The sequence below is a fragment of the Streptomyces sp. NPDC051776 genome (assembly GCF_040681345.1).
Taxonomy (GTDB): Bacteria; Actinomycetota; Actinomycetes; order Streptomycetales; family Streptomycetaceae; genus Streptomyces.
Genome location: NZ_JBFAYQ010000014.1, coordinates 121,833 through 146,276, shown reverse-complemented (window position 1 = coordinate 146,276; position 24,444 = coordinate 121,833). Strand labels below are relative to the sequence as shown.

Sequence of the window (24,444 nt, the reverse complement as noted above, 5' to 3'; positions counted from 1 at the left end):
AGCTACCTCGCCGGCCTCCACCTCCGTGCCTCCATGATCTGGATCAACGACCTCCTGAAGGCGACTGGCTGATCACAACATCACACAGGCCCTAGGTGGGGTGGCGGTCGCGTTCCTCGTCCGGACGGTCCCCATCGAGCGGCACGCTCGCCGCGGAGTGCCACCAGACCGGTGGTGAGGACCAACGGGCCCAGGACCACGCGGACGGGAGGCATGACGTAGAACATGCCGACAGTGGGACGGCTCGCCGGCGTGAGCCGGCACGGCCCGGGTTCCAGGGGCTTCCATCACCGACTCCATCCGCCGCTCCACCGAACGGCGCCCCCGCGGTGATCGGCCGTCAAGAAGCGGCCAGAGCCCTGCAGTCGGGGCACGGCAGGCAACGTGACGCCCAACCTCCTTTACTCACAAGGGCGTTGGATTGGCTGTGAGTCAGCGGACAATCACTACTCAATTCCGCGATCGGGGCAGCATTCTCCGCATGGGAACGTATGTTTGATACCTCTTGCCGAAACCACCAACAATGGAGCAGAGAGCAATGAAGATCTCCAACCGGGCGTCAGCACCCGTCTGGGCCGACCTGTCCGCCACCGATGTGCCCGCCGCGAAGGCCTTCTACGGGGGGCTGTTCGGCTGGACCGCCGACGAGGTGCCGTCGGACGAGGGCGGCGGCTACGGGATGTTCACCCTGGCCGGGAAACAGGTCGGCGGATTCGGTCCCTCCACGGCACCGCAAGCCCCGACGGCCTGGCTGGCATACATCCAGGTCGACGACGTCGACGTCACGGCGACCCGGGTCACGAGGAACGGCGGAACGGTAGTCGCCGCGCCCATGGACGTCCTGGAGGCGGGCCGGATGGCGATCTTCTCCGACCCCGAGGGTGCCGTGTTCGGGGTCTGGCAGCCGCGCGGCCACGCCGGTTTCGGTGCCATCGACGAGCCGGGCAGCGTGTGCTGGTTCGAGCTGATGGCCCGGGACACCGACAAGGCCGAGTCCTTCTACTCCGCGGTCTTCGGCTGGGACGGGAAGACCAGCTCCGCGGGCCCCAGCGAGTACACCGAATGGCACCTCGACGGGACGTCGTTCAGCGGAATGATGCGTATGAACGAGGACTTCCCGCCCGAGCTTCCGGCGCACTGGATGGTGTACATCGCCGTGGAGGACTGCGACGCCTCGGCGGCCAGGGTCACGGAGCTCGGCGGCATGGTCAGCGTCCCGCCGACCAGCATCCCGCCGGGCCGGTTCTGCGTCGTCAACGACCCGCAGGGCGGCACGCTGGCCCTCATCGCCCTCAACGAGGACCACTGAGCGAGGAGATGGGGAACCGGCCTGCCGCGCGGGTTGCGGGGCCGGCCGGTGGTCAGCCGGCCGGCCCCCTCTTCCGGAGCGATGCGCTGCCGGGGAAGGCGCACCGCCCGGGTGCCACCGACGCCCGTCAGGCGGACGCGTGGCAGGTGAGTTTGACCTGAGCCGCCCCGTGGTGGTGGTAGTTGTTGCCGTTCTCGTCCCAGTTGTAGCCGGTGCCGACCAACCGTACGGCGATGCTGCCCTCCTGGACCGGGAAGGTGCCCCCCTCGACGAGCCGTCCCCGGTTGGAGATCTGGTCGACCGAGAAGGTGTAGTCGGAGGCATACAGCTCGTTCGGGTCGTGGAAGACCTCGTAGTAGGACGGGTTCCCGGCCACATCGCGGTAGTTGGGACCTTCCGGTACGTACACGGAGATCGTGCAGACGTCGGAGTCCTCGCTGGGGGTCCACCACCACACCGCCCGGTTGTGACCGTCGTCGCTGTTGCCCGACATCGGCATCGCGGTGAACGAACCGTCACAGCCGCTGCCGGTGTAGCCGCCCGAACTGACGGTGTACCAGCCATCGATGCCGTCGGAGAAGCGGTTCAGCTCCCGGTAGCCGCCCCCGGCGGGCGTCGGGCAGCCCGGCCCGGCCCACGAGGTGTACGTGGCGGGTTTCTCAGAGGGCTTCTCGGGCTTGGGCGGCCGGGGAGACGCCGAGCGGCGCCGGGGCTTGGACTTGCTCGGGGATGACTTCGCGGACGCGGACGGGCTCTTCTCCGGGGTCCTTCCCGTCGGCAGGACGAGCGTCGGCTTGGGGCCGGCACGAAGTCCGGTGTCCGCCACTTCGTCCGTACGCCCCACAGGGCCGGACACCCACGGAGAACTCACCAGCAGCCCCAGCCCGGCGATGATGAACACGGCGCCCAGGGCGATCCACCACTGGTACTGCGCGTCACGGAAAGCCTTCCGCCCTCCGTCCTCCCACATCTTCTGCCCCGCCCAGCACGAACACGGCTTTCCCGAGAGGGTTATTCCGCGGTCGCCGCATCGTTGACATGACATCGAACATTCCCCTGATACGCCACGAACACTCGAACACACCCCGACCGCTGGTTCGCAGCGACACTAGAGGTGACCGCCGGGTAAAGGTAGAGGCATGGCCGATCCTCGGGAAGAGTAGCGCACCGAAAACTCTCCGAATCTCTCCGGATCCCACGGACAACGAGGATCGGGATTCACCCAAAATGCCCCGACGGACCCAGGCACCACGGCACAACTCCCCGCTGTCCATGACCGGTTGGACGCGGATTCTCCGTGACCGCCCTGGAGCCCGGACCCCTTTCGCCACCGCTTTCACCACCGCATCGAAAACGCCTGGAATCGCCTACGGAACCTATAGAGCGATGAATTTGGCCATAGGAGGCGATTCCCGGCCCCTGGGCGATGGGCGGATTGCCCGTCGAGGCATGCCAGGCGCGGGCCTGGGCCACGTTCATTCCACTCATCGCAGCAGGTCACAGGGCAAGTTTGGGGTGGGACACATCGAATGGGCAGGCGGGGGCGGCATCCGGCGGGTAGTGCCGGGTCTCCTCCTTCCCCCCGTACAAGCCGGACCCTTCCTCCGTAGGGCCGGACCCTGCCCGCGTGCGGCCGGATCACGCTCCCGCGGCCCGGGCATGGCTCTGCCCAAGTGAATGTGAGTAGCGATTACTCCTTGATCTCCCACCCCTGTGCCCTACAGTCCGAGAATAGAGCCGTCCGCGTATCCCGTGGCTCCGGACGCCGGCTCTCCGTTCGGGCGCCTGGATCAATTCGTCTGCGCCGATGCAGAAACAACGGGACGGCTATCCTTCTCCGGGTCAAAACGCCGGAAGAAGGCGCTCTGTGTACTCGCTGTCGCTCTCGCTGTGCGCACTCCGCGATGGCGCGGCGCACAAGAACTCACCGCGCGGGAATCCGTACCCGGGAATCAGCGACGCGTCGTCGTCCGCGCCTCTACGGCTGGCCGTCACTTCCGCAGGCACCCGTCTCCCAGGCCCAAGCGGCGATCTCGACGCGGTTGCGTGCCGCCGACTTGCGCTGGACGTTGGCCAGGTGCGTCTTGACCGTGGACAGCGTGACGTAGAGCCCGGCGGCGATTTCCTCGTTCGTGCGACCGCGGGCGACCAGGCGGACGACGGCCAGTTCCCGCTGGGTCAGCGACTCGACGGCCCTGACCGTACGGGCCCTCCTTCCCCGTGCGCCGTTGGCTCGGCCGGCCGGTTGCGCTGAGGGGCCATGTGCGCGAGCAGGCGGACCGTGAGTTCGGTCATCCGGTGGATCCGCGGGGGACGCGCGCCACAGCAGCATCGGGACGGCCCCCGCGGAACGGCGCACCCAGCCGCCGTCCCGCCCGTCCGAGCCGAAGATCGCGTCGATGCCGACCGGTGCGTCCCCTTCGGCTGCGAAGCGTCCCGTGAGGGTCACGCAGGAGCGATGTGCGATGAGCCAGCCATTGGGCGCCCCGGCGTCGCCCCACTGGTCAGGTGCGGTGGTCGCCGCGAGCCACAACCTGACCAAGGTCTACGGCGAGGGCGAGACCGCCGTGACGGCACTGGCCGGGGTTTCGGCCCGGTTCGTCTCCGGCGAGTTCACGGCGATCACGGGCCCTTCAGGGTCGGGCAAGTCCACGTTCATGCACTGCCTCGCCGGTCTCGACACCCCCACTTCCGGCAGCGCGTGGATCGGCGACACCGACCTCGCCTCGCTCGACGAGGCGCGGCTGACCCGGCTGCGGCGCGAACGCATCGGGTTCGTCTTCCAGTCGTTCAACCTCCTGCCCACCCTCACCCGCTCGAGAACATCACCCTCCCCCCTGCGACCTGGCCGGGGTCACTGCCGACCGGGCCTGGCTGCGGGAACTCATCACCAGCCTGGGCCTGGCGGACCGCCTCGGGCACCTGCCCGACCAACTCTCCGGCGGTCAGCAGCAACGGGTCGCCTGTGCCCGGGCGCTCGCCTCGCGCCCCGCGATCGTCTTCGCCGATGAGCCCACCGGCAACCTCGACTCCCGGGCGGGGGCCCAGGTTCTGTCGTTTCTGCAGGTGTCCGCGACCATGCTCGGCCAGACGATCGTGATGGTCACCCATGACCCGGTCGCGGACGCCTACGCCGACTGCACGCTCTCCATCCCCGTCGGACCCCTCCCGCGAGTCACCCCGACTCGACGACGCGCTGCTGAGGCGTCTCCGCGGCGTGCCCGGGGCCGCCGCGGCGCGGGGCACCGTCGAAGGCCGCTCGTTCCTGGCAGGTCCGGACGGCACGCTCGTCGGTGACCTGTACGAGTCCGCGGGCGTCATCTACGCCCCGGGTCCCCGGGAGCAAGGACGCCCGGTACCCCCTCACCGCCGGCCGCGGCCCGCGTGGCGCCGAGTTCGGGCCACGGGCGGCACAAGCGCCCCCTTGCGGATCCTCCAACCGACGCCCGTGGCGGCGGCCTTCGGCGTCGGTATCGCCGTCACGATGGCTGCCGCCTACGTCCCGGCCCGGCGCGCGGCGGCCGTCTCCCCGGTGGCGGCGCTGCGGACGAGCCGACCGCCCACGCCCGCCTCGCTCCGCCGCCGCAGCGTATTCGGCGTGGCGGTCACCGGGCTCGGGGTGCTCATGCTCTGGGCGGCCACGGGGGACGAGAACCTCCTCTACAGCGCAGTGCCGGTTCTTCTTGTCGGCCTGATCGTGCTCACCCCGCTCATCGCACTCGGCGTCACGCGGCTGCTGCGTCCGCCTCTGCGGCGGCTTGCGGGGATCCGCGGCAAGCTCGCGGTGGAGAACGCCCGGCGCAACCCGCGGCGCACGGCGGCCACGGCGGCGACCCTCATGGTCGGGCTCGCCATGGTCACCGCCGTCACGGTGGTCGTGGCCTCGATCGGCCGCATGGACGAGGAGGAGGCCGACCGGGCCATGGCCTCGGACCTGCGTATCACGGCCGTCGACTTCGGGGAGGTCGCGGGTGACGTCGCGGGTCGTGTCGAACACCTCCCGGACGCCGCGGCCGGCACCGCCGTCGTCAACACCGAGATCCGCCTCTCCGGGGACGACACCCCTCCCCGCGGCGGCCGTCACCCCCGGCACGGTGGAGCGCCTGGCGCCGATCACGCTCCGCCAGGGCTCGCTCGAGCGGCTCGACCGCGGGATCGCCGTCGCCGAAGCGACCGCCTCCGCCCACCACTTGAGGCGCGGAAGCCGCGTCAGGGGCACCGTTGCCGGCACTGGACGCAGCACCATCCTCCCGGTCGTCGCCATCTACGAAGGGGAGGACTTCGCGCCCGCGCTCATCTCCGGCGCGAGGCTGCCGCGCGACGCCGCAGGGGACGACCGGCCGCTCACCGCCTCCGTCCTCGTCGACGCCGGCCCCGGCCGCACCGCCGCCCTCCAGCGCGACATCCGGCGTACGCTCGACCATCCCGCACTCCTGGTGCAGGACCGAGCCGAGGTGCGCGAGGGGGCGAGCAACGACACGACCGAGTTCCTCACGATCATGTACGCCATGCTCAGCATCACCGTGTTGATCGGTGCCCTGGGCGTGGTGAACACGATGGGCATGGCCGTCGCCGAACGCGTCCGGGAGATCGGCATGCTGCGAGCACTCGGACTCGACCGCCGACGGCTCGCCTCCGTCCTGCGCATCGAGTCGGTGACCATCTCGCTCCTCGGATCGGCGCTCGGTCTCGTCGCGGGCGGCGCGATCGGCACGGCCGCGTTCCTCACCAGGGCCAGTGTCCCGCTGGTCGTCCCCTGGGACAGGGCAGCCCTGTGCTTCGTCGCCACGGCCGCGATCGGCGTCCTCGCCTCGCTGTGGCCGGGGCGTCAGGCGATGGCGGTCCCGATGCTGAGGGCGATGGGCTCGGACACGGACTGAGATGGCGTACGCGCAGGAGCCGGGCGGGCGCGGACGGGTCCCCCGCGCCCGGCCCGGCGCACATCCGTCAGCAGCTCAGGCGGGGAGGGCCGGGGGTGTGTCCTTGAGAACCGCTCCCGTCGGGAGTGAACACGGCGCCGGTTCCCGGCCGTACTTGTCGGCAGGCGGTGGTCGCCGCCGAGCCGTCGAGGAGGTCGCATACGGATGTCCGCTCATCGCGCCATGGCCACAGCCGCGCTCATCGGCAGCGTCCCGGTGCTTCTGCTCGCGGGCGGCACGGGACCCGCTTGGGCGCACGGCGCCCCGACCGATCCGGTCAGCCGGGTGGCCGCGTGCGGCCGCGGGGGCGGCTCGGCCGGTTCCGCCGCATGTGCGGCGGCCGCCCGGGCAAGCGGTGGCGGGGCGGCCTTCAAGGAGTGGGACAACCTCCGCGTCCCGAACGTCGCCGGGCGCGACCGCCGGATGATCCCGGACGGGAAGCTGTGCAGCGCGGGCCTCGACACATACAGGGGCCTCGATCTTGCGCGTGCGGACTGGCCCGCCGAGCGGCTGAGGTCCGGGGCGCCCTTCAGCATGACCTACGCGTCGACCATCCCCCACAAAGGCACCTTCAGCGTCTATCTCACCAAGGCCGGTTACGACCCGAAGAAGCCGCTGACATGGGACGACCTGGATGCCGAGCCGTTCCTCACGGCCAAGGACCCGGTACTCCGCGACGGCGCCTACCGCCTCAAGGGCACATTGCCCGCCGGACGCACCGGGCGCCATCTCATGTACACGGTGTGGCGCAACACCGACACTCCCGACACGTACTACTCCTGCTCCGACGTCGTGCTCACCGCGGGCAGTTCGGGGACGGGCGCGGGCAGCGGTACGGGAGCCGGCGCGTCGGACGGAGACCGGTCCGGACGGCATTCGGGCCGACAGAAGGAGAAGCAGCGGAAGCCGGACGATGGTGCCGCGCGCACGCCGGCTGACCGGCCCTCGGACAGGTCCGCCCCGTCCGGCACCGAACCGGCGGCGCAGCCCGCCTCGGCCGCGGGCGACTCCGGAGGCTTCCCCGTGATCCCGATCGCGGTCGCGGCGGCCTTCGCCCTCGCCGCCGCAGGCGCGGCGGGCGCCTACCTCCGGCGGCGCCACCGGTGAAGCGACACCGGCACCGGCGCGCCCAGCTTCGTGTACGGGCCCGACGATCGTCGTCGCGATGGCGGGGCTCGCGTGCGCGGTCGCCGGGGCGGTGACGGGCTTTCGGATGCGGGCGGCGTTGCGGCGTCCACCCCGGGCTACCGGCTACTCACGCCGCGGCAGGAAGGGAGTTCGGCAGCGGGGACGGTGACGGGCTCGGCGGGGAGCGTCGTACGGCGCGATCCCGACTGCCGCCCGCCGAGGGTCAGTTCGTGTCGGCCGGCGTTGCGGTCCGCGTACGGCGTGGCGGCGGGAAAGCGTACAACTCCAGGATGTCCGGCTGCGCCGCGATGCCGGGGCCTCCGGCGCGCACCCAGCTGACGATGTCCTCGGTCGCGTCCGGATCGTTGACCAGGCCGAGCCAGACGGGCCGGGCGCCGGCGGCGCGGGCCGCCGCCGAGGGCTGCACGACCACCACGTTGGCCCGTTCGCAGACGTCCAGGCACGCGGAGACCCGTACGGGCGCGGCCTCGGCGAGCCGGGTCGTCTGCTCCGCGTGGTCGACACCGGTGACCTTGGGGCTGCCGCAGCAGCAGTCACGGCAGACCACGATGCGGCAGGGCGCCGGGGCGGCCGGTGGCGGGTCCGAGAGCAACGGTGGCTCGGGGAAGGGTGACGCATCCGCGACCGGCGTCGGCTTCGCGACAGGTGACGCTTCGGCAACCGGTGACGGCTCCATGGGCATTGGCGCAACAACCTCCTCCTGGGGAGATCCGCCCCAGCTCTTCCGAGGAGGCGACCGCGGGAGTCTCCTGGCTCTCGGGTCGTCGCTCGTCCCGGCCTTCCCACCCGCACGCGGGTCGTGGCCTGTTCGGGATCCGCTCACCGATCACAGTGGCGGGACCGCGCCGGATTCGCACCGGCTTCCTCGTTCCGCAGTCGCCTGGTTCAAGGGGACATCATCGCAGAGGACGCCGCGCTGTTCGACGGCGCACCTCTTGACGGCGCTACCGCTCGACGACGCAGCGGCCGAGGCCGCAGTGACCGTTCGGGGGCGTACGGGGATCCGGCCAACTCGCTGTTCGTATCCGGCAGTCCGCGGGTGCTGCTGCGGGCCCTGGCGGCGTGCGCCTCCGAAGTGTCTCCTCGATGCGGATGACCCGCTCGAGGTCGTCATGGTCCCCTGTGGAACCTGCCTTCGCGCCGTTCCAGGTGGGCGGCCGCGATGCTGTCGAGCTTGCGCGGGACGGCACGCTCGGCCCGCAGCTCGGAGTTCTCGAGCAGGGACGCGGAGTCGGCGACGTCGCACGCTTCGCCGCAGGCGACGGTCGGCTGCCGGCGGGCAGGCAGTCACGCGCATGGTGGCATGTGCGGGGCGGCCACGGGCGGGCAGGTCAGGCGCGGGGAGGTCACGGGCGCCGCGGCCTCCTTCGGGGCGGCCATGGGCGGCGCGACCACGGGCGGGGTGATCACAGGCGGGTGGCCGGGCTCGTCCCGTGATGGGCGTGCGCGGCCGTACTGCACGAGAACGTCGTCCTCCCGCTCCGCGTCCCGCAATTGGGCGTCGATGCGGCGTTCGCGTCGCGCGCCGAGGAGCGCTGGGAGAGTGACGACGAGTGCGAGCGTGAGGACCAGGCCCGTCTGGATGATGAAGGTGAGCGTGGTGTCGTCCATGCCCCACACCCTCGCCGCTCCAGTACGACGTCGGCAGTGGCAGGACTGTCGCCATACCTCGAATTACTGCCATCATGGGGAACGTGCTCAGGAATGTGGCGGTACCGCTCACCCACGGGGTCAACGCCTTCGAGCTCGGCGTGATCGCCGAGGTCTTCGGCATGGACCGCAGCGATCAGGGACTTCCGGTCCTCGACTTCGCGCTGGTCGCCGCCGAGCCCGCCCCCGTAAGGGCCAGGCCGGGGTTCACCATCGACACCCCGTACGGGCTCGAACGCCTCGCCGCGGCGGATCTGATCGCCGTACCCGCTGGGGAGCACTACACCGAGCGCGACTTCCCGGAGGAGTTGCTGGAGGCGCTCCGCGCCGCCGTGGACCGGGGGGCGTGGGTGCTGAGCGTGTGCTCGGGCGCCTTCGTACTGGGGGCGGCGGGACTGCTGGACGGCCGCCGCTGCACCGCGCACTGGATCCACACCGACGACCTGGCGCGGCGGTATCCCACGGCGCTGATCGAGCCCGGCGTCCTGTACGTGGAGGACGGGCCGGTGATCACCTCGGCGGGCACGGCGGCCGGGATCGACGCCTGCCTGCATCTCGTGCGGCGGGAGCTCGGCAGCAAGGTGGCCAACATGATCGCCCGGCGCATGGTGGTCCCCCCTCATCGCGAGGGCGGGCAGGCCCAGTTCATCGACCATCCGATGCCGCGCGACCACGCCGACGACGCCATCGGCCTCTCGCTGCAGTGGATGGAGGAGCATCTGCACGAGGAGATCACCATCGAACAGCTGGCGGCTCGAGCGCACCTCTCGCCTCGTACGTTCGCCCGCCGCTTCCGGCAGGAAACGGGGACGACGCCTTACCAGTGGATGCTGGGGCAGCGGATGCTCCTGGCCCAGCATCTGCTCGAGAACACGGAGCTGACGGTGGACGCGGTGGCGGGGCGGGCCGGGTTCGGCAATGCGGCGGCACTCCGCCACCGCTTCCTGCGGCGGCTGGGGACCACGCCGCACGCCTACCGGCGCACTTTCTGCGGACCGTCGCCCGAGCTGGTGGCGGCGCGGGACGGGCGCTGAGCCGACATAGCCCCCGCGCGCGCCGGATCACGGGCGCCGGACGGGTCCGACCGGCGGCAGTGGCTGTCGGCGCGCCCGACCGACGACTGACGGCGCCGACCGACGACAGCCTCCCCCCACCGACGACAGACGGGCACGACCGACGACAGGCGACCCCGACCGACGACAGACGGCGCCGGCGGACCCGACCTGCGGGCGGCAGACGGCGGCTTCGACCGGCACCGCGCCGTCGAGGCCGAGCACGACGCGGCGCGCGATGCGTACGGCAGCCGTGCGACCGACGCCTCACCCCTCCCCGGCAGGCGGTCGCCCGGCTCGAAACCCAGCACAGGCTGTCCTGCTCTGACAGAACCGGCCACGGTCGCTGTTTCGCCGGCCCCACAGGCCCCACCCGTCACAGATACTCCGCCACGTGGCGGAGTCCGCATGGTGGAATGCTTCAGCTCCGCACAGCCCAGGAGATCGACCGGCGATCTGCGGCCCTCCGCGCCGCGGCTGCCGCCACCCTTTCCGCGCCGCAGCCGTGACCGCCACCCTTTCCGCGCACCAGCCGCGGCGGCCGCCACCCTTTCCGCGCTGCAGCCGTGACCGCCACCCCTCGGCGGCGACAGCGCGTGACGGGTGCGCGCCCGGCCGCGCTCCGTGCACACGAAAGCCGCCACCTGCGCGAAGGCCTCCGCGGCGCGGACGCGCGCGTCCGGTCCGGCCATCTCGACAAGCCGGTCCGGATGCATCGATATCGGGCCACTTGGCGGATATAAAGCACGAACCAGAAATCCCAGTGTGGGACGGGCCCGGATACGAAATCGGGTCACGGGATGGAGGTTCGGGACAGCAATTCAGGACCGCCTGGATCTGCTGAAGAAATGGACAGGTTCCAAACCGGTGCACATTCTCGAAATCCACGACCTACAAGGACCAGCGATCATTTCCACCACCGCACGGATATCCATGACGACCGGGCCACGGGCTCAACGGGCCGACCCGGCCAGCCCGTCGGCGCCGGGCACTCCGCGCGAGGGGCAGGGCCTTCGGCGGCGGCCCCCGCCGTGGCATCCAGTGCCGAATGCCGTGAATATTCCGCGACTGCCGAGGTCTCGACGAAACGGCGCACCTCTGGTCACAGTAGGAGGCACTCGGCTTCTCCACGGTGAGGGGGAGAGCGGTCGGCAGATCTGCGGAGAGGAGTTCATCGGCAGAACACATGGCAGGAACAGCAGGAACGCGGGTCCCCAGTACAGTGCGCACGGAGCGCTCCCGGCGACCGAGCCGCACCGGGGGACACCGTTGCACGCACCGAACCATCGCAGGCACCGCAGGTACCGGGACAGTCGCAGGTACCGAGGCCGGCCCACAGCCCCCCACGGCCCCGGGAGGAAGTAGCGTATGAGCGCGTCACGTTACCGCGGGCCGGAAAAGGCGACACGCAAGCTGACCATGCTGCCCGGCAGCCCTCTCGCGCCCTCCACCGCCCGCAAGTTCGTCCGCACCGCGCTGGCGGACTGGGCCGAGCTGTCCTCCGCCACCGCCCAGCTCACGGGTCAGGTGTGCGACGACGCTGTGCTCCTGGTCAGCGAGCTGGTCACCAATGCCGTCATCCACGCGGGAACCATGGTGGAGTTGCGCCTCCACCTGGAAGGCCCGGATGAGGAGACTTCCTCCCACAAGGGCCCGGCCGCGGTGGTGGTGGAAGTCTGCGACCGCGCCCCCGACTGGACGGCGGCCGACCATCAGCACGCTCCCGGCGAACACGGCCGGGGCCTGCGCATCGTGGGAACCGTGGCCGAGAACTGGGGCGTCACCTACGGACAGGACCTCAAGACCGTCTGGTTCCGGCTGACCGTCCCCGAAGCCGATTACCTGGAGATACCGGCCCTCACGCAACCGGACGCCACCACACCTCACCCGGAGCTGCCCACAGCCGTCTTCGTGCCCCGGCAGTTCACGGCCCACCACGATCCCACCCCTCCCCGTACGAGCGTGGAACGCTGGTCCTTCCTCGCCGAGGCGTCGGACCTGCTCGCCGGACAGTTCGACGAGGACAAGCTCTCGTCGCTGGCCGCACTGCTGCTCGTACCGCGGCTCGCCGACTGGTGCGCCATCTGGATCGAAACGCCGGCGGGGGCCGGGCACTCCCGCCCCCGGCTCGCCCGCGTGTGGCATGTCAACGAGAGCCGCATCGGTGAACTGCGGGCCTCGCTGGAGATGAACGCCTCCGACCTCGTCAAAGCGGGACTGCAGTGGCCGGCGCCGGTGCCGTGGCCGTCCCTGGAACCGTCACCCCTCGGTACGAGCGCGGGCGCGATCGGCGGGGTGGCACTGGCCTGCCGCCTGACGGACGGCGGACAGCATGTGGGCACCCTCGTCCTGGGGCGGCAGGGACTGGCGAAAATGCCCGATGAACTGACGGCGCTGATCGGGGACTTCGCGCGGCGCTTGGCCAAGGCGCTGGTGGGCGCACAGGACTACACCCGGCAGGTGGTCACCAGCACGGTGCTGCAGCGCGGCCTGCTCCCCACCAGCCTCGCCTCGGTCCCCGGGGTGGACACACACGTCGTGTACGAGCCGGCGGGCGAGGGCGCGTGGGCGGGCGGCGACTTCTACGACCTGTTCCGCGCGAGCGAGGGGCGGTGGTGCTTCGTCCTCGGCGACGTCTGCGGCAGCGGGCCCGAAGCGGCCGTCGTCACCGGCCTGGTCAGACCCCTGCTCAAGGCGCTGGCACAGGAGGGGTACGGCGTGGCGCGCGTGCTCAACCGGCTCAACGGCATGCTCGTCGACGAAGCGCGCGCCGTGGAGGCCGCGGCCGCCGCCGTGGTGGCCGCCGGCCACCTCCCGCCCGAGGCGGACGAGCCGTCGCGGTTCCTCTCGCTCCTCTTCGGCGAACTGACCCTGACCGGGGACAACCGCATACGGTGCACCCTCGCGAGTGCGGGGCACCCGCTCCCGCTGCTGCTCAAGCCCGACGGCCAGGTGCGGCCCGCGGCGGAACCGCAGGTGCTGCTCGGCGTCGTGGACAACACGACGTACCAACGGCAGAGCTTCGAACTCCAGCCGGGCGACACGCTCCTGTGCGTGACGGACGGGGTGACCGAGCGCCGCTCGGGGCGCCATCTGTTCGACGACAGCGACGGCTTGGCGAAGGTGCTGAGCACCTGCGCCGGGCTGAGGGCGGCCGGGGTCGCCGAGCGCGTACGACGAGCGGTGCACGCGTTCGGCGTCGCTCCACCGAGCGACGACCTGGCGCTGCTGGTGCTTCAGGCGCAGTAACCGACAGGAAAAGGCACCGGGCGGCGACACCCGGTGCCTTTCTCGGGTCGCGCCGTTCAGGCCGGGGCCGAGGCGGTGGCGGGGTTCGGGGGGACGTGTTCGCGTTCCTCCGTCGCCCGCGTCTCCCGCGCGTACCGCAGCAGAGTCTCCTGCAGATCGCTGACGATCGGGCGGAAGAACTCCCGGCGCGCGTTGTCGTCGGTCATGGTGCTCACCGCGAAGTTCGTCGCACCGAACCCCGCGAGAAGCGCCGCACAGCGCAGCAGGGCCTGCGAAGCGCCTGGTATCAGGGACGGCTCCGGCTTCTCCCCCACCCATGTCTCCGCGGTGCCGGGGTCCACGGCGATCATGCCGAGCGCGGTGAAGAAGGCGAAGACGGCCATTCCGACGACCGTGGCCTGGACGAGCTGTCGCGTCGCCAGCACGGTCAGGACGTTGCGCGTCTGCCGGCCGGTGAGGGTCACTTCGTCCAGGGCGTCGAGCTCGTCCCGCAGGTGGCTGGCGCTGGCGCCCGTGGTCACGAGTGCGAACAGGCACATGACAAGCAGGGTCCGACCCCACGTGATGTGAGCCCCGAGTTGCCACATCTCACCGGCGAAGAAGGCAAGGAATGTGACGAAGAGCATGGTGGGCAGAGCGCGACCGTGCAGACGGCCCGAGTTCCTCAGATCTCGCCAGGACTGACGGAAGGCGATCCTTATCAGAGCGACGACGCCGAGTTGCACACCCGCGTAGCAGAGGAACAGCCAGAGGAAGGCGACCACCGTGACAGCGATCATGATCACGGGCAGAAGTATGGGGAGGCGCAGGCCATCCGGCTCATTGCTCATGTCCACCCAGAAGTCGGGGTCGACCAGGTAGCTGAGCGCGACCATCGCCGCCGGAAAGCCGAGGAAGGCGATCGTGATCAGCAGTGCCGCCCACCGAGGCAGAGTCCAGCGGTGCCTTCTCACCTTGCCGAGCATTCCCCATACGATTGCGGATACCGCTGCAGCTGCGACGAGCCCGCCGATGATTCCTCCGGTGCTGGCCCCGCCCGCCATCACGAATGCCGGAACGAAGGCGAGAGCGGGCAGCATTCGCGGCAGTACATGCGTGCGTATGCTCCATCCAGGCACCAGTTGCGGCAATCCACTGCGTATCAGGAATCGCTCTATGGCGAGCCTGTCCCTTCTGCTGTTCATGCGCGGCATTAGAGCACAGGGCAGTTCGCGAGAAGCGGGGGTGCCTCTCACGTACGGCGCGTGGCGGAAATTTGAGTAGTGACTACTCCTGACGCTACGGAGCATCTCTTCCTAAAGTTCCCGGAAATGGCCGAGCAGGCACCCATGCGCTGCGGGCTTTCGGTCCTTGTGCGCTCCGCTGGTCACGACGGTCCGTACATGAGGGCCCCGTTTCGTGCCGGCGCCGACGAGAGAAACCGGAACCCGTGCGTCCCCCACCGCCCCCGCGCGCGCGACATCTCGCCCTCACGGGCGCCGTCGCCATCTGCATGCTGACGGGAGGGACGGCATGCAGCAGCACCGGTATCGAGCCCGACACCGGATCCGCGGGGTACAGCAGGTCCGGGAAGCTCACCCCGGCGGAGAAGCGGCAGACCGATCTCGTCTCGGCGGTGCTGGCGGATCCCGATCCCGACTCGGTCTTTCCCGATGCCGACCGGCTCGGTTCGATGGTGGGCGCGAAACGGGAAGGGCCGCTGCGCGCCGCATTTCCGAGCGATCTGAAGCCCGGCCAGTCCGTGAAAGTCGCCGTCGCCTGCACGGGCGGCGGGCAGGTGGCGCTCAGCGTGGACTCCGGCGACGGGGCGAAGACGATCCAGGTGCCCTGCCAGCGGGACGACGCGGCGTGGCCGCAGCCGTACTTCTTCGCACTCGGCGACGGACACGTCCTGATCGGGCTCACCGGGCAGGGCACCCGGGGCGCCATGGGATTCATCGCCCACGGCCTCCCGGTGGACACCGGGGCCGCGCGCGACGCCCTTCTCGCCAACCGCGCGCTGCGCACCCTCCCGGATCAGGACAAGGGCCCAGGCCTCGGTACGTCCTCGGGCAGCCTGCGCGACGGCCCCGGCGCGTCGGAGATCGGTGTGCGGCGTGGGCAGCGCATCAAGGTCAGCGCTGCGTGCGTGGGCACCGGAACGATCAAGGTCACGGCTGTCTCGGGCAGGGCCAGGGCGGCGGAACGGGTGCGCTGCTCAAGCATCGAGCCCGGTACGGGGGGATTCCGGCTGACGACCGCGGGCTCCGATCTGCGCGTGCACGTCACCCGCGGCGACGGCACCTCGGGCGGCGCGGCCTACAGCATCCACCGCGAGATCTGACCCCCGTGGCCCTGCCCCGTGGCCCGCGCCCCGTACCCGTACGGCCCTCTGCCCTCTGCCCTCTGCCCTCTGCCCTCGAGCATCTGCTGCCCGCGGGCCACCGCGTCCTATCCGCGCATGACCTCGGGTTCGTGCCGGCGCAGCAGACGGGCCACCGCGAAGCCGCAGACCATCCCCAGCGCCAGTAGCACGCCGAGGTCGATCCCCCACTGGGTGACCGTGTGGGCCCACAGCGGGTCGAGATCGTCCGGCCGGTCGAGATCCCACGGCGGCATGGTGTGTGCGAGATCGAGCGAGGTTCCCGCCCCGGCGACGGCCCAGCGGGCGGGCATCAGCCAGCCGACCTGCTCGATGCCGGGGGCTTCGAAGAGCTTGAAGAGGACGCCGGTGAAGACCACTTGGACGACGGCGAACATCACCAGCAGCGGCATGGTCTTCTCGGGAGTCTTCACCAGCGCGGAGATGACCAGGCCGAACATCATGGAGGTGAACCCCAGCGCACTGACGACCGCACAGACCTCAACGGCGGTGGACGTGACCAGCCCCTGGGCGGGCAGTTCACGTACGGAGAAGCCGATCGCGCAGATCACGGTGCCCTGCACCGCGGTGATCAGACCGAGGACGATCACCTTTGACATCAGGTACGCGGAGCGGGACAGACCGGTGGCTCTCTCCCGCTCGTAGATCACCCGTTCCTTGATCAATTCACGTACGGAGTTGGCGGCGCCGCTGAAGCACATACCGACGACGAGGACGAGCAGGATGGTTCCGGACTCCTGGTTGTACCGGAAACCGCTGTCGGGCGGCGGCGGGACGAGTCCGTGTTCGGCCGGGACCAGACAGCTCACCCCACCAAGAACGGCGGGCAGCAGAAGCATCAGCGCCATGAAGCCCTTGTCCGAGGCGATGACCGAGACATACCGGCGGACCAGGGTCCACAACTGGCTGATCCAGCGCTGCGGTTTGGGTGGCAAGGGCCGCGGACGGGGCTTCGCCTGACGGGTGTGCGCCTGACGGGTGTGCGGGTCCTGCGGCGGTACGACCGAGTCGATCTCCGCCGCGCAGAACTCGTACTGAAGGGAATCGCGCCAGCGCCCGCCCCAGTCGTGGTCGCGATGGTTCTCGAAGGCGGAGAAGACGTCGGCCCAGCTGTCGTAGCCGAAGAAGTCCAGTGCCTCGTCCGGCGGGCCGAAGTAGGCGACGGAACCGCCGGGGGCCATGACCAACAGCCGGTCGCACAGGGACAGTTCGGCAACGGAGTGGGTGACGACCAGGACGGTGCGGCCGTCGTCGGCCAGACCCCGAAGCAGCTGCATGACGTCGCGGTCCATCCCGGGATCCAGCCCGGAGGTGGGTTCGTCGAGAAAGATCAGCGACGGCTTGGTGAGCAGTTCCAGGGCGACGGAGACCCTCTTGCGCTGCCCGCCGGAGAGGGAGGCGACCTTCTTGTCACGGTGCACGTCGAGTCTCAGCTCCTGGAGCACCTCGTCGATCCTGGCCTTGCGCTCGGCGGCCCGGGTGTCCCCGGGGAAGCGGAGCTTGGCGGCGTACTTGAGGGCGGTGTTGACGGTCAGTTCCTTGTGCAGGATGTCGTCCTGCGGGACCAGACCGATGCGGCGGCGCAACTCGGCGAACTGGGTGTAGAGGTCCCGGTGGTCGTAGAGGACGTCACCGCGGTCGGCGGGCCGGTAGCCGGTGAGCGCGCGCAGGAGGGTGGACTTTCCGGAACCGGAGGGGCCGACCACCGCGACCAGCGACTTCTCCGGGACGCCGAAGGACACGTCGTCCAGGATGGTCTTACCGCGGCCGACGGTCACGGTCAGATTCCGGGCGGCGAAGGAGACCTCTCCGGTGTCGACGAACTCCTCCAGCCGGTCCCCGGTGAAGCGGAAGGTGGAGTGGCCGACGCCGACGATGTCGTGCGGGCCGATGATCCGGCGGTGGACAGGCTGCCCGTTGACATAGGTGCCGTTGTGGCTGCCGAGGTCGACGATCTCGAAGCGGCCGTCGGGTGTGGGCCGGAACTCAGCGTGGCGGCGGGAGACATACGGACCCTCCACCACGAGTTCGTTGTCCTGGGCGCGACCGATCCGCAGCCGCCGTCCCATGACGAGAGGGTGGACGCCCGAGGGGTTGCGGTCGATGGAGAGGGCCGCGGCCGCCCCGCGGGGCTGGGCTGCCTCCCGGTCGCCGTCTCCGCCCGCGGGACCAGCGGCGCCGGAGCCGACGCCACCCGGGCCACCGGCACGCGGGACACGGACGCTCGGGCCGGCGGCGCCGGAGCCGACGCCACCCGGGCCAGCGACTGGGCCGGGTGCGTCGTGCCGGGGACGGGACCGGGACCCGCCGTCGACGGAGGCGGCCTGGCGCTCGGGTCCCGCTTCCGGCGCCGCGTCGGTTTTCGGCTTCGGATGCGGTCGAGGGGTGGTGGCCGGTGCCGTGGCCGGTGCGGGTACTCGCCCCGATGCCGGGGCGGCCGCGCCCCTGGGGCCGACCGGCTGAGCGGAATCCCCCGGCCCCTCCCCCGATCGCGTTGGAGCCGTAGAAGCGGCCGGAGCCGCTGCGGCCGCGGGGTTCGCCGTCGCCGGACCCTCGACCGGCCGTCCCGGCGTCCCCCGATCCGCGGCGCGCGAGCCCTCCGAGGGCGCCTCAGCCGGATGTGCCGCCGCGCGGGCCTGCGCGGCGGCGCGCGCCCGATGGCCGTTGGCCGCCGGTACGTTTTCGGTGAAATCCAGCCGCATGCCGCTGGAGACGTTCCCCAGCCGGACGATCGAACCGTGCCCGACCTCGATCCGCCGGACACGGCGCCCCTCGGCGAACGTGCCGTTCGCGCTGCCCAGGTCCTCGATGACCCACGTCCCGCCCTCGCAGCGGATCGTCACGTGCCGCCGGGAGACCCTGCGGTCGATGCAGGGGATGTCGGCCTGCGGGTCGCGGCCGACCGTATAGCTCCGGGACGGGTCCAGGGTCCAGGTGCGTCCATTGGCATGCAGTACAAGTTCAGGCATGTCTGCCCCAAGTCGGTCGTGTACTCCGGGCGATCGCCTGTACGGGGACGGGCGATCGCCCGGAGGGCTCCCGCGGTTCTTGCGTGCCTCCGCGCGGGTCCGGGTGCGTGCGAGCCTCGTGCGACGCGCTACGCGTACACAGCCCGCTCACCGGGGCCTGCGTGTGACACGGCGGGCGCCGGGTCATGGAACGGGTCATGGAAACGGCGGGGCGCCGCCTCCGGAGAGTCAGCGGCCCCGCACGATGGTCGAGTCGCCTGCGATGCGGCGGTACGTCGGCGGTTCGGTACTAGCCGGCGGAGGCAGGGAGGTCGATGGTCACGGTGACCCGCTCCGGATCGCTGCTGTCGAACTCGATCGTCCGGTCCCCCTTGGTCGCGGCTGTTCCGCCGTCGGTGGGGACCTTCCACCCTTGGCCGGCGAGCTCGCCTACGTAGGACTTGACCATCGACACCGAATCGGATGAATTCCTGTCCAGTCCGTAGGTGAGCCTCAGGGTGTCGTCCTCGCTGCTGCTGACGTCCTGGAGGGGCGCCGCGGGGAGCGGCGGCGCCTGTTCGGGACAAGTGACTGTCACCTGGAAGAATTCGCCGTCCTCGGAGAGGTCCACGATCTGCTTCCCGCGGGTCCACGTTCCGTTGGGCGACTCGTATCCGTTGCGCTGGAACTGCCCCTCATAGGTGGCGAGCGCGTCCTTGGCGGATCCGCTGTCGGGCGAGAAGCTCACTTCAAGGGTCTTGCCCTCGGACGACGCGGCCCCCACCGTGGCCCCCTTGGGCAGGGGAAACGCCACGGGTCGGGAGTTGTCCGAGGTGCCTTCCTCCCCGGTTCCGGAGTTGCCGTTCCCCTTTCCCCCGGACGAGGCGTCAGCCCCGTCCTTCCCCGAGGAGCCTTGGTCCTTCGAGGCGGACGCGGTGCTGTCCGGCTTGTCACCGGACCGGTCGGCCTCATCGGGCCCGCAAGCCGAAAGCGACACGGTCAGTGCCGCGGACAGCAGGAGCGCACTCGTGAAATTCCGGTTTCGCAGACGCATGATGAGCAGATTCCCCTTGAACTGGCCGTGAATGGCCCGATGAACGTAGCGGCCGGGACATCGGCGGTCGATGAGCAATTCGTACTCAGGAGACAGGAGTTGGAGTCCATCACTCCGTCGGCGAGTGATGCGTTCAAAATGCGCTGGCGGGAACTACCGTTCCACCGGCCGCGGATGCGTTGCCCGCCTGTGACACGCCTGTGACGAATTCCCTCCCGTCCTCACGCGGTGACTCTTTTGTGAATGTCGCGGAGGAGGCTAGGAAGCGATCGTGTCCAGAGCCGTCCCGGCCAGGTCCACCCAGCGGTCGGCGTGGGTGGCCGGCACGGCGACCCAGTCCTTGAAGGGGCGCCCTTTCTCGGAGGGATCGAAGAGTTCCGCACCGGTCAGCTCGAGCGCGGCACGGTGAGCGGAGGTTCCGTCACCGAGTTTGACGGCCAGCAGTTCGCCCTTGAGACAGGCGAAGGCCCTCCCCTGTGCCTTGAGGGCGCGCTTGCCGAACATTGCACCGGCGACCGCACCGTGCGGGGCGAGTTCCTCGGCGATGCGGTCGAAGTGTTCGTCGGGTGTCACGACTCAGATGTCCTTGTCGGTTTGCTGCGCCGCTCGTGCGACCCGGGCCGGGGGCACGTCGGCGCATACGGTCATGGCCGGTCTGGAAGAGGGCGCGGGGCATGACCGGGTTGCCGCGGCGCCGAGTTCGGCCGGACCGTCGCCGGTGCCCGAACGGTACGGCCGGCGACGAGAATCATCAGCGACGGTGACGTCGGGCTCACGACGTGGCTCCTCGGGGTGGGGTGGTGCAGGGGTTCCGGCCACTACGGGTGTCAATGCGGACCCGGCTCGCCGGCGGGCCCGGCACGGGGTTGCGGGCGCGTGGCGGTTCGGCGGGGGTCTACCTGACGGTGGCGGGCTTCTCCGGGCCGGGCCTCGCTTCGTACGACGTCGTGGGCTTCCGGTCAGCGTCGGCTACGCGGTGGCGACGAACAGGACCAGCCCGACGACCATCAGCACGATCTGGCCGCGGAGCAGCGCCGACCGTCCTGCGTGGCCCACGCCGCGCGTGGGCAGCAGCAACGCGGCCAGACCGACCACACCGGAGAGGCCGAGGAGCCAGCCGCCCGTGGTGGCGAGCCCCGACACCCCGTGATCTCTGCCGTCGAGAGCCTCGTCGACGACGAAGAGCAGCGCCACGAAGAACACGGAGGGCAGCAGCGCGAGCGCGACACCCGAGATCAGGCGCATGTCGCGGTGGCTGAGCCCGTCGGAGCCTCCTTCGGCTCGCGTTCTGTTCGCGGTCACGGCGGGGAGTCAAGCACCGCGCCACGCACCGATGGAACGGGTGTTCCTACTCAGCTCCGGGGCGTGGCGGACAGGCGACGTTCCGCAGGCACGGCCGGTCCCCGGGGGGCCGCGGTGGGCGTGAGGCACGGCCGGGCCCCGGGACGTCGGTGGGCGAGCTCCGCGCCGGCGCCGTCCAGCGGGGCCGAGCCCCGGCGCGCCCACGATCAACAGCCCGCGCCATCCGGGCCGTTGCCGTACTGCGCGAGCACTCCAGACCGGCTCCCCATCGAGCGGCGGCCGGTGCACAGCGCCACCAGCGACCGGCTGCCTACGCCGCTGGTGTCCCGCGTGGCCGTCCGGCGCCTGCCCGTCGTGCGAGGCGCCACGAACCCATGACGCGAAGCGGTGGCAGGCGCAGCCGTCACATGCCGCCCGCGCGCCCGTCGTACCCGCTCCTCTCGCCGGATCGCCGGAGCAGCGGCGCCAGCCGGTAATCGACGAGCTTGCTCATGACCAGCGCCGTGCTCGTCCGCTCCACCCCGGGCCCGGCGAGCACCCGGCCCGCGATCCGGTACAAGTCGTCGGCGTCCTCGGCAACGACGCGTACGAGGAGGTCGGCCTCACCGCTGAGGCCCTCGACCTCGACGACCTCGGGGATCCGGCCGAGCACCTCGGCGACCTCCTCCAGCCGGTTCTGCGTCACCCGCGTGGTGATGACCGCCGACAGCGGATAGCCCAGCGCGGCCGGATCGATCCGCCGCTCGAACGACCGCAGCGCGCCACGGCGGTCCAGCTTCGCCAGCCGCGCCTGGACGGTGTTCCGGGAGAGGCCGAGCCGCTGCGCCAGGGTGAGTACGGGCGCGCGGGGCTCCTCGGCCAGAGCCAGCAGCAGTCTCGCGTCGACGCCGTCGAGAGGCTCCTCGCCTGTCACAGTGCTCAACCTCGCTACGTCCAGGAGCGGCATCACCGAGCAGATTGCTCAATGCAAGTGGGCTTGCTTGTGCGATCATCATGGCTCTGTTGTCATGCGGATGCAATCTGTTGACTTTCCTAGACCAGGACGGACTGCATGAAGACCACGGACCCCATGGCGAGCGCGGCCGTGCCCGCCGGCTCGCAGACCCGGCCGGACCAGACCGGCCTCGACGCGCTCCGGGCCGTGGAGCAGCGCGTGCTGTGGATGTCGACGGCGATCATCGACCATGCCAACCGCGTCCGTCCGAATCCCAGCGGCCTGAAGGTGGGCGGCCATCAGGCATCGAGCGCCTCCATGACGTCGATCATGACGTCCCTGTGGTTCCACGAGCTCGGCCGGGACGACCGTGTCTCGGTCAAGCCCCACGCCTCCCCCGTGCTCCACGCGATCAATTACCTCCTCGGCGAGCTGGACGAGTCGTATCTGACCACGCTGCGCGCCTTCGGCGGTCTGCAGAGCTACCCGAGCCGCGAGAAGGACCCCGACCCCGTCGACTACTCCACCGGCTCGGTGGGGATCGGCGCCACCGCCCCCATCTGGGGCGCGGTCGCCCGCCGTTATGTCAACGCGCGCTTCGAGGACGGCACCACCGGGCGGCAGTACTCCCTGGTCGGGGACGCCGAACTCGACGAGGGCGCCTGCTGGGAGGCGGTCCTCGACCCCGGTGTGGCCGAACTCGGCGAGGTCGTCTGGATCGTGGACTTCAACCGTCAGTCGCTGGACCGCGTCGTGCCCAATATCTCCGCGACGCGCCTCCAGGGGATGTTCGCCGCGGCAGGCTGGCAGGTCATCACCGTCAAGTACGGCCGCCTCCTGGAGGATCTGTTCGCCCGGCAGGGTGGGGACGCGTTGCGCGCCCGTATCGACGGGATGACCAACCCCGAGTACCAGCGGCTGCTGCGCTGCGCCCCCGGCCAGCTCCGCGAGCGGCTGCCCGGCGACGGCCCGGGTCGCGAGGCCGTCTCGCGGCTGCTCGCGGACCTGGACGACGCCGCCGTCGACGCGGTCATCCGCAACCTGGGCGGCCATGACCTCGGTGCGCTGCTCGACGCGTACGCCTCCATCGACGACACCCGGCCGACCGTCATCTTCGCCTACACGGTCAAGGGCCACGGACTGCCGACGGCGGGCCATCCGCAGAACCACTCCTCCCTGCTGACCGGCGAGCAGATGACCGAACTCGCCGCCCGCGTCGGCATGGACGTGGAGCATCCGTGGGCCCGTTTCCCGCAGGGCAGCGCCGAAGCCGGGCTGTGCGACCGTACGGCCGCCCGGCTGCGCCACCCCGCGACACCGGAACAAACTCCTCCGTCGCTGCCCACGGACATCGGCCGTACCCCGTCGGGCAAGGGCACGACGCAACAGGCACTCGGGCGGGCGCTGCTGGACCTGACCCGAGAGGCGCCGGAGGCGGCCCGCCACGTGGTCACGGTCAGCCCGGACGTCGCATCGACGACGAACCTCGGCGGCTGGCTGAACAAGGTCGGCACCTGGTCTGCGACCGAGCGCCGGGACTGGTTCGCCGACGATGCCGAGACGATCCTGCATTGGCGGGAACAACCCGGCGGCCAGCACATCGAGCTGGGCATCGCCGAGACCAACCTGGTCGGCCTGCTCGGTGAGTTGGGCGCGACCTGGAGCCGCTGGGGCAAGCCGCTGTTGCCGATCGGCGTCGTCTACGACCCGTTCGTCGGCCGGGCCCTGGAACCCTGGGCGTTCGGGATGTACGCGGGCGGGCAGTCGATCCTCGTGGGCACACCGTCGGGTGTCAGTCTCGCCCCCGAGGGCGGCGCCCACCAGTCCGTCATCACCCCGTCCATCGGCCTGGAGCAGCCCGGCTGCACCGCCTACGAACCCGCCTTCGCCATCGACGTGGAGTGGTGCCTCCTGGCCTCGCTTGCGCAACTCGGCAGGCCCGGCGGCAGTTCCACCTATCTGCGGCTGTCCACTCGGCCGGTGGACCAGTCACTGGCCGCCGTGCCCACCGACCGTGCGGCGCGCGAGCGGCGCCGCAAGCAGACCGTCGCGGGCGGTTATCTCCTCCGCCGCCACAGCGATCCGGCCGTGACCATCGCGGCCGCGGGGGCGATGGTGCCGGAGGCACTGGAGGCGGCGGACCGACTCGACGGCCTCGGGTTCGGCGCGGACGTCGTCTGCGTGACCAGCGCCGATCTTCTCTTCCGCGCCACCCGGGCACGCCAGGGTCTCCAACAGGGGCAGGACTGGATCCTGGACCAGGCGTTCCCCCGCGAGCGTGCCCGGCCGATGGTCACCGTCCTCGACGGGCACCCACACACGCTGGCGTTCCTGGCCGGGATCCACCAGGTGCGCGGCCGCGCCCTGGGCGTGACGGGCTTCGGGCAGTGCGGCACGCTCGAGGACGTGCACCGTTACCACGGGATCGATACGGACGGCATCGTGACTGCGGCCCTGGACCTCACGGACTGACGACCGGTCCTGCCCCGGCTCGTTCGGGCTCGCCGGGTCTCCGT

Annotated in this window: 18 protein-coding genes, 2 pseudogenes and 1 riboswitch; of the genes and pseudogenes, 8 read left to right on the top strand and 12 right to left on the bottom strand. The window is 70.7% G+C overall.

What is annotated here, in order from left to right:
* Positions 1-538: 538 nt before the first annotated feature.
* Positions 539-1,309 (top strand): VOC family protein, encoded by a 771-nt coding sequence (locus tag AB0M26_RS14400; RefSeq protein ID WP_365259793.1) that lies wholly within the window; start codon positions 539-541, stop codon positions 1,307-1,309.
* 127 nt (positions 1,310-1,436) lie between these two features.
* Here the strand turns inward: AB0M26_RS14400 and AB0M26_RS14395 are convergent, their stop codons facing one another.
* On the bottom strand, positions 1,437-2,279 hold the full coding sequence (locus AB0M26_RS14395) for a hypothetical protein (RefSeq protein WP_365259790.1): 843 nt from the start codon (positions 2,277-2,279) through the stop codon (positions 1,437-1,439).
* Positions 2,280-3,287: 1,008 nt separating this feature from the next.
* Positions 3,288-3,491: pseudogene (locus AB0M26_RS14390) on the bottom strand (helix-turn-helix transcriptional regulator); the annotation flags it as partial.
* Between the two features lie 283 nt (positions 3,492-3,774).
* On the opposite strand from AB0M26_RS14390, the pseudogene AB0M26_RS14385 reads away from it, so the two are divergent.
* Positions 3,775-4,447: pseudogene (locus AB0M26_RS14385) on the top strand (ABC transporter ATP-binding protein); the annotation flags it as partial.
* A gap of 37 nt (positions 4,448-4,484) precedes the next feature.
* Here AB0M26_RS14385 and AB0M26_RS14380 read toward each other — a convergent pair.
* Both AB0M26_RS14380 and AB0M26_RS14375 read right to left on the bottom strand, forming a co-directional pair.
* On the bottom strand, positions 4,485-4,655 hold the full coding sequence (locus AB0M26_RS14380; RefSeq protein WP_365259835.1) for a hypothetical protein: 171 nt from the start codon (positions 4,653-4,655) through the stop codon (positions 4,485-4,487).
* 149 nt (positions 4,656-4,804) lie between these two features.
* Positions 4,805-4,951 carry a hypothetical protein gene (locus tag AB0M26_RS14375; RefSeq protein ID WP_365259787.1) on the bottom strand — a complete coding sequence of 49 codons (147 nt, stop codon included), beginning with the start codon at positions 4,949-4,951 and terminating at the stop codon, positions 4,805-4,807.
* A 452-nt stretch (positions 4,952-5,403) separates the two neighbouring features.
* On the opposite strand from AB0M26_RS14375, the gene AB0M26_RS14370 reads away from it, so the two are divergent.
* Together AB0M26_RS14370 and AB0M26_RS14365 are read left to right on the top strand one after the other, a co-directional pair.
* On the top strand, positions 5,404-6,189 hold the full coding sequence (locus AB0M26_RS14370) for an ABC transporter permease (protein WP_365259784.1): 786 nt from the start codon (positions 5,404-5,406) through the stop codon (positions 6,187-6,189).
* 204 nt (positions 6,190-6,393) lie between these two features.
* Positions 6,394-7,335 carry a lytic polysaccharide monooxygenase gene (locus AB0M26_RS14365; protein ID WP_365259781.1) on the top strand — a complete coding sequence of 314 codons (942 nt, stop codon included), beginning with the start codon at positions 6,394-6,396 and terminating at the stop codon, positions 7,333-7,335.
* A gap of 244 nt (positions 7,336-7,579) precedes the next feature.
* Here AB0M26_RS14365 and AB0M26_RS14360 read toward each other — a convergent pair whose 3' ends face one another.
* Both AB0M26_RS14360 and AB0M26_RS14355 read right to left on the bottom strand, forming a co-directional pair.
* A complete protein-coding gene (locus tag AB0M26_RS14360; protein WP_365259778.1) occupies positions 7,580-8,059 on the bottom strand; it encodes a hypothetical protein in 480 nt (159 codons plus the stop codon).
* A gap of 39 nt (positions 8,060-8,098) precedes the next feature.
* Positions 8,099-8,283: riboswitch (cobalamin riboswitch) on the bottom strand.
* 381 nt (positions 8,284-8,664) lie between these two features.
* Positions 8,665-8,988, bottom strand: coding sequence for a hypothetical protein (locus AB0M26_RS14355; protein WP_365259775.1), 324 nt, complete (start codon positions 8,986-8,988; stop codon positions 8,665-8,667).
* A gap of 83 nt (positions 8,989-9,071) precedes the next feature.
* Between AB0M26_RS14355 and AB0M26_RS14350 the strand changes: the two genes are divergently transcribed.
* Both AB0M26_RS14350 and AB0M26_RS14345 read left to right on the top strand, forming a co-directional pair.
* A complete protein-coding gene (locus tag AB0M26_RS14350) occupies positions 9,072-10,061 on the top strand; it encodes a helix-turn-helix domain-containing protein (protein WP_365259772.1) in 990 nt (329 codons plus the stop codon).
* Positions 10,062-11,447: 1,386 nt separating this feature from the next.
* Positions 11,448-13,328 carry an ATP-binding SpoIIE family protein phosphatase gene (locus tag AB0M26_RS14345; protein WP_365259769.1) on the top strand — a complete coding sequence of 627 codons (1,881 nt, stop codon included), beginning with the start codon at positions 11,448-11,450 and terminating at the stop codon, positions 13,326-13,328.
* A gap of 56 nt (positions 13,329-13,384) precedes the next feature.
* On the opposite strand, the gene AB0M26_RS14340 is transcribed toward AB0M26_RS14345, so the two are convergent.
* Positions 13,385-14,293: a hypothetical protein gene (locus tag AB0M26_RS14340; protein WP_365259766.1), complete on the bottom strand. Its 909-nt coding sequence runs from the start codon at positions 14,291-14,293 to the stop codon at positions 13,385-13,387.
* A gap of 464 nt (positions 14,294-14,757) precedes the next feature.
* Between AB0M26_RS14340 and AB0M26_RS14335 the strand changes: the two genes are divergently transcribed.
* Entirely contained in the window at positions 14,758-15,651 is an 894-nt protein-coding gene (locus AB0M26_RS14335) for a hypothetical protein (protein WP_365259763.1), read from the top strand.
* Between the two features lie 107 nt (positions 15,652-15,758).
* Here AB0M26_RS14335 and AB0M26_RS14330 read toward each other — a convergent pair whose 3' ends face one another.
* From AB0M26_RS14330 to AB0M26_RS14310, 5 genes are all read right to left on the bottom strand, one after another.
* Positions 15,759-18,659, bottom strand: a complete 2,901-nt coding sequence (locus tag AB0M26_RS14330; protein ID WP_365259760.1) for an FHA domain-containing protein — start codon at positions 18,657-18,659, stop codon at positions 15,759-15,761.
* Positions 18,660-18,948: 289 nt separating this feature from the next.
* Positions 18,949-19,692, bottom strand: a complete 744-nt coding sequence (locus AB0M26_RS14325; protein ID WP_365259757.1) for a hypothetical protein — start codon at positions 19,690-19,692, stop codon at positions 18,949-18,951.
* Between the two features lie 258 nt (positions 19,693-19,950).
* Positions 19,951-20,265 carry a hypothetical protein gene (locus AB0M26_RS14320; RefSeq protein ID WP_365259754.1) on the bottom strand — a complete coding sequence of 105 codons (315 nt, stop codon included), beginning with the start codon at positions 20,263-20,265 and terminating at the stop codon, positions 19,951-19,953.
* Positions 20,266-20,661: 396 nt separating this feature from the next.
* Positions 20,662-20,994, bottom strand: coding sequence for a hypothetical protein (locus tag AB0M26_RS14315; protein WP_365259751.1), 333 nt, complete (start codon positions 20,992-20,994; stop codon positions 20,662-20,664).
* A gap of 403 nt (positions 20,995-21,397) precedes the next feature.
* The gene (locus tag AB0M26_RS14310; RefSeq protein WP_365259747.1) at positions 21,398-21,940 is read right to left on the bottom strand and encodes an Lrp/AsnC family transcriptional regulator; all 543 of its coding nucleotides are present in this window, start codon (positions 21,938-21,940) and stop codon (positions 21,398-21,400) included.
* A gap of 216 nt (positions 21,941-22,156) precedes the next feature.
* Between AB0M26_RS14310 and AB0M26_RS14305 the strand changes: the two genes are divergently transcribed.
* On the top strand, positions 22,157-24,400 hold the full coding sequence (locus AB0M26_RS14305; RefSeq protein ID WP_365259832.1) for a pyruvate dehydrogenase: 2,244 nt from the start codon (positions 22,157-22,159) through the stop codon (positions 24,398-24,400).
* The last annotated feature ends 44 nt before the right edge of the window (positions 24,401-24,444 follow it).

Excerpts from the sequence above, each read along its gene's own strand:
- AB0M26_RS14360 (WP_365259778.1), bottom strand. The coding sequence starts at position 8,059 with ATGCCCATGGAGCCGTCACCGGTTGCCGAAGCGTCACCTGTCGCGAAG.
- AB0M26_RS14330 (WP_365259760.1), bottom strand. The coding sequence starts at position 18,659 with ATGCCTGAACTTGTACTGCATGCCAATGGACGCACCTGGACCCTGGAC.
- AB0M26_RS14340 (WP_365259766.1), bottom strand. The coding sequence starts at position 14,293 with ATGCTCGGCAAGGTGAGAAGGCACCGCTGGACTCTGCCTCGGTGGGCG.
- AB0M26_RS14400 (WP_365259793.1), top strand. The coding sequence starts at position 539 with ATGAAGATCTCCAACCGGGCGTCAGCACCCGTCTGGGCCGACCTGTCC.
- AB0M26_RS14395 (WP_365259790.1), bottom strand. The coding sequence starts at position 2,279 with ATGTGGGAGGACGGAGGGCGGAAGGCTTTCCGTGACGCGCAGTACCAG.
- AB0M26_RS14325 (WP_365259757.1), bottom strand. The coding sequence starts at position 19,692 with ATGCGTCTGCGAAACCGGAATTTCACGAGTGCGCTCCTGCTGTCCGCG.
- AB0M26_RS14305 (WP_365259832.1), top strand. The coding sequence starts at position 22,157 with ATGTCGACGGCGATCATCGACCATGCCAACCGCGTCCGTCCGAATCCC.
- AB0M26_RS14345 (WP_365259769.1), top strand. The coding sequence starts at position 11,448 with ATGAGCGCGTCACGTTACCGCGGGCCGGAAAAGGCGACACGCAAGCTG.
- AB0M26_RS14355 (WP_365259775.1), bottom strand. The coding sequence starts at position 8,988 with ATGGACGACACCACGCTCACCTTCATCATCCAGACGGGCCTGGTCCTC.
- AB0M26_RS14310 (WP_365259747.1), bottom strand. The coding sequence starts at position 21,940 with ATGCCGCTCCTGGACGTAGCGAGGTTGAGCACTGTGACAGGCGAGGAG.
- AB0M26_RS14365 (WP_365259781.1), top strand. The coding sequence starts at position 6,394 with ATGTCCGCTCATCGCGCCATGGCCACAGCCGCGCTCATCGGCAGCGTC.